This window comes from Accumulibacter sp. (assembly GCF_029255145.1).
In the GTDB taxonomy this organism is placed as follows: Bacteria; Pseudomonadota; Gammaproteobacteria; order Burkholderiales; family Rhodocyclaceae; genus Accumulibacter.
In genome coordinates, this window is sequence record NZ_JAPUVQ010000120.1 from 1 (window position 1) to 4336 (window position 4336).

General features: G+C 62.0%; 5 protein-coding genes. 3 read left to right on the forward strand and 2 right to left on the reverse strand.

Going from position 1 to position 4336, the window contains the following annotated elements; genetic code table 11:
- Positions 1-47 precede the first annotated feature (47 nt).
- A complete protein-coding gene (locus tag Q1L50_RS13895; protein WP_300339725.1) occupies positions 48-236 on the reverse strand; it encodes a hypothetical protein in 189 nt (62 codons plus the stop codon).
- Positions 237-283: 47 nt separating this feature from the next.
- Between Q1L50_RS13895 and Q1L50_RS13900 the strand changes: the two genes are divergently transcribed.
- On the forward strand, positions 284-1450 hold the full coding sequence (locus Q1L50_RS13900) for an HDOD domain-containing protein (RefSeq protein ID WP_300339726.1): 1167 nt from the start codon (positions 284-286) through the stop codon (positions 1448-1450).
- Between the two features lie 111 nt (positions 1451-1561).
- Positions 1562-2110 (forward strand): peptide-methionine (S)-S-oxide reductase MsrA, encoded by a 549-nt coding sequence (gene msrA / locus Q1L50_RS13905; RefSeq protein WP_300339728.1) that lies wholly within the window; start codon positions 1562-1564, stop codon positions 2108-2110.
- Here the strand turns inward: msrA and Q1L50_RS13910 are convergent.
- Complete coding sequence (locus Q1L50_RS13910; RefSeq protein WP_300339729.1) at positions 2094-2927, reverse strand: alpha/beta hydrolase; 834 nt, start codon at positions 2925-2927, stop codon at positions 2094-2096. The two genes, msrA and Q1L50_RS13910, sit on opposite strands and share 17 nt — an antisense overlap.
- Positions 2928-3021: 94 nt before the next feature.
- Between Q1L50_RS13910 and Q1L50_RS13915 the strand changes: the two genes are divergently transcribed.
- The gene (locus Q1L50_RS13915; RefSeq protein ID WP_300339731.1) at positions 3022-3975 is read left to right on the forward strand and encodes an MBL fold metallo-hydrolase; all 954 of its coding nucleotides are present in this window, start codon (positions 3022-3024) and stop codon (positions 3973-3975) included.
- Positions 3976-4336 lie beyond the last annotated feature (361 nt).

The window sequence follows — 4336 nt, forward strand, 5'->3', positions numbered from 1 at the left end:
CCCACAGTAGGGAAAATGAGGGGAAAACTCTCGGAAAAGCGGGAAAATCACGAAAATCCGGCTTGATTGTTGTGTATGGTGAAACGCGCCGGCTTGGCCAGCGTGAAGTCCGACAGGCTGCTAGGGGCGCGGGTGCTGATCTCTTCAGGGACGAGTGTCAGCCAGGGCGCGGTTTCCGTGGTTACCGCATACGATTGGTCGGCATCGACCTCGAGAATGCTGGTGGGCGGGCTCAATTTGGTGGAAGATTGGCGAGGCAACAGATGATTGCGGGGAGCACAAGATGCTGACGTTACGCGTTCTCTCGTGCAAGGGCGAGAAGCTTCCGGCACCGTATGAAGTGGAATTCGATGAGGCTGGCGGCAGCATCGGGCGTACCCCGGACAACCGGCTGGCCTTGCCGCATGATGCCTCTGTTTCGACGATCCACGCGACGGTACGCTTCCTCGATGGCCGCTATTTTCTGACCGCACAGAGCCGAAATCCCAATCGCGTGAATGGTCGCGAGTTGAGGAACGGTGTCGAGCAGGCCCTTGCGGACGGTGACGAGCTGGATCTGGGCGCGTCCCGGCTGGTGGTTTCGGTCCGGTTCCCGGAGAGTGACGTACGGGCGCTGAGCTTCCGCATGCTGGAAGATATCGCCCGCGACCTTTCCGGCGAATCGATCTGCTTTCCGACGTTCCTCGATATCACCTTGAAAGTTCGCAACGCGCTCAAGAATCCCAAGCTGAGTATCGAGGAACTGGGCACGCTGGTTAGTGCCGAACCCTTGCTCAGCGCCAAGGTGATTCGTCTGGCCAACTCGGTGGCGATGAATCGCTCGGGGCGACCGATCCTCGCCGTGAATGGCGCCATTGCCAAGGTCGGCATGGAAGCCGTGCGCGGTCTCTCGTTCGCCGTAGCCATTGAACAACTGCTCAGTTCCAAGAAGATGGTCGCCTTCGAAGCACTTTCTCTACGGTTGTGGGAACACTCCATACACGTCGCCGCGTTGTGCCGGGTGCTGGCTCGCCGGCTGACCGGGATCAACCCCGACGAAGCAATGTTCGCCGGCCTGATCCATGATATCGGGGTGTTCTACCTGCTATCCCGGGCCGCAAGCTTCCCGCAGGTGAGCGACGACCGGGCCGAGTTGCATCAATTGCTGGTGGACTGGCATGGCAACATCGGACACGCCTTGCTGGCTGCCATGGGTTTGCCTGAAGAGGTGGCGACGGTCATCCAGGGGCACGATCTCGATCGCGTCGTGGCGACGGTAAAAACGCTGGCTGACGTGCTTTTTGTTGCCAACAGGTTGGCCAGTCTGGAGCACGGATGGCGAGATCCAACGCTTTCTGACGCGGCGCCCGCCAACTCCTTGTCCGATCTGTTCGATGCGGAAGCGCTTGGTGCCTTGCTTGCGGATTCGGCTGAAGAGGTCTCGTCCTTGAACAGCGTGCTCGGTGCGTGAGCAGGTCGGATGCGAGCGAACTTCCGGAGCGGGCGCAACTCGGGTGTGGAGGCGACGGAAGTTCATAGGCACTGAATTCAGGAGTTGAGCAAGTTGGCGGAAAGGAAGGGCATGGAATCGAATCGCGAAATCGCAACACTCGGCGGCGGGTGCTTCTGGTGCCTGGAGGCGGTATTTGAACAGATGATCGGCGTTGAGTCGGTGGTCTCGGGGTATAGCGGCGGGGCGCTCGCCAACCCGACGTATGCCGCCGTCTGTGAGGGACGGACGGGTCACGCCGAGGTGGTCCAGATCACTTTCGACCCCGGACTCTGCAGTTATCGAGACATCCTGGAGGTCTTCTTTGCCATCCACGATCCGACGACGCGAAACCGCCAGGGCAATGACGTCGGAACGCAATATCGTTCGGTGATCTTCTACCACACCCCCGGGCAACAGCAGGTCGCGGCGGGGCTGATGACCGAACTCGACCATGCGGGTTTGTGGACCGCGCCGATGGTGACCGAACTGCTGCCCGCGCCACCGTTTTTTGCCGCCGAGGCGTACCACCAGCACTACTTTGCCCGGAACCCCGATCAAGGCTACTGTCAAGTCGTCGTCAGCCCCAAGCTGGCGAAGTTTCGCAAGAAATTCGCCAGTCGGCTCAGGGGGAATCGATGAATTCGCGCAGGTCGCGGACGAAGCGGTCACGCTCCCACTGGTGTGGCGAGTGGTCGGTGTCTTCGTAGATCCGCAGGATCGCTCCGGCGATGCGGTTCTTGACGTAGTGTGCCGTCTCGCTCCGGTAGTAATTGCTGGCGCCGCCATAAACCAGCAGCGCCGGAATATCGATCTTCTCGAGAGTCGCCCGGTAGTCGGCTTCGGCAAGGCTTTCCCAGCAAGCGATCAGCGGGACAGGATCCTGCTCGCGGAGCCACTGCCGCGCTTTCTCGAGGCCCGGTGAGTTCTCCTGGTACTTCTGTCGGGCGCGATGGTTCAGCCCCATCCCGCCCAGTCGCAGGACCGACTCGGCAAAGTCGTCGTCGAGATGTTTCAGGAAGGCTGCCGACCTTTCACGATCGAAGTCGCCGTAGATTCCGTTCAACCAGCCGTCATCGGTGAGCAATTTTGGCGACTGGTCAATGAAAGTGACTTTGCGCAGGTTCCGGCAGCCGTACTGCTCGATGTACTGCCAGAGCGTCAAGGCGCCCATCGAATGGCTGACGACGACCAGCTCGTCGAGGGCGTAATGGTCGATCAGGTTTCGCAGGTCTTGCGCCATGCGCTGGACGGTCGGCACTGTGTTCTGCGACAGGCGATGGCCACCGTGGCCGCGGGCATCCCAGCGGAAGACGCGATGGTGCGGGGTGATCTGGTCGAGGAAGGGGAGCCACTCGCGATGGCTGGCCGTCCAGCCGTGCAGCATGAGGATCGGCGATCCATCGCCGGAAACCTGAACGTGGATCTTCTCGCCATCATCAGCAAAGAAATGCGTCATCGCGTCGGCTAAGCAAGGGAAAGAAGGCAGCGTGTCACAAGCTCGTGACAAGGGCAATTATAATCGCTGCCTGACCAGCAGGAGACGGATACGGATGCAGGCTCTAAGCGCTTTTGAGCATGGCCTCTACGCGGTGGACGCGGGCTATGTCCGGCCGCTACACGCGGCCATTCACCTGATCGTCGAGAACGGCCGGGTGGTGATCGTCGACACCGGCACAGCAGCCTCGCTGGTCCATGCGCTGGAGGCGCTCAGGGTTCTGGGATTGGGCGCGGGCTGCGTCGATTACGTCGTCCTGACCCATGTGCACCTTGATCACGCGGGTGGCGCGGGGGCGATGATGGGCGCCTTCGCCAATGCTCGCCTGGTGGTGCATCCACGGGGTGTGGCACACATGGTCAATCCATCAAGGTTGATCGCCGGCGTGACGGCGGTCTATGGCGCGGCCGAAGTAGATCGGTTGTATGGTCGGATCCTGCCGATCGAGGAGCAGCGAATCATCCCGGCGACGGATGGACTGACGCTTGATCTCGCCGGTCGGGAGTTGCTCTGTCGGGATACGCCGGGGCACGCGCGCCACCACATCAGCCTGGTCGATCGCCAGAGCGGCGGCATCTTCACTGGCGACATCTTCGGGCTCTCGTATCGCGAGCTCGATACCGACGGTCGCCAGTTCATTTTTCCGACGACGACCCCGGTGCAGTTCGATCCGGAAGCGATGCACGCTTCACTGGAGTTGCTGATGGGGTACCAGCCGGAATTCGTCTGTCTGACCCATTACAGCCAGGTCGGGGACGTCGCGGCGCAGGCTGCCCGCTTGCACGATCTGGTCGACGCGCATGTTCGCATCGCCCGAGGTGTACGCGGGTCCGTCGCCGATCGCGATGGGCGCATTCGTGCCGGGCTGGCGCAACTGCTGCTGGACGAGGTGAAGCGCTTTGGCTGTCGCTTGCCGACCGACGAGGTCCTGGAGATCTTCGCGACCGACCTGACCCTGAATAGCCAGGGGCTTGCCGTCTGGCTCGATTCTCACGCTGCCGGCCGGTAGGCCGCAGGCCCGCCGCCGGCCAGATTCCGGGCCGGTCGATCAGACGTCACCAGCCGGCGCCAGGCCATGGAAATTTGCCGCGACCGGTGGCGTTAGCGGCGGGCGATGCGCCGGAAGAAGCGGTGCCGCGCTGCCACCTCGGGCTGCTCGGTGACCTCCGCCCGTGAGATCGTGCGCGGCGTCTGCGTGGGAAGCGGCCGGGCGGGGCGAAAAGAGGGCAGTACTGGTACGCCAGAACTAACGGTCATTGCGTGAGGCGGCTCGCGCCACCCCGGATGATGAAAGAGAATACGAGTGTGTGGAAACGGCAGAGGTCGAGCAATGAGATGGTGGTTGGACCCCGATGCCTAACGTGACCCGC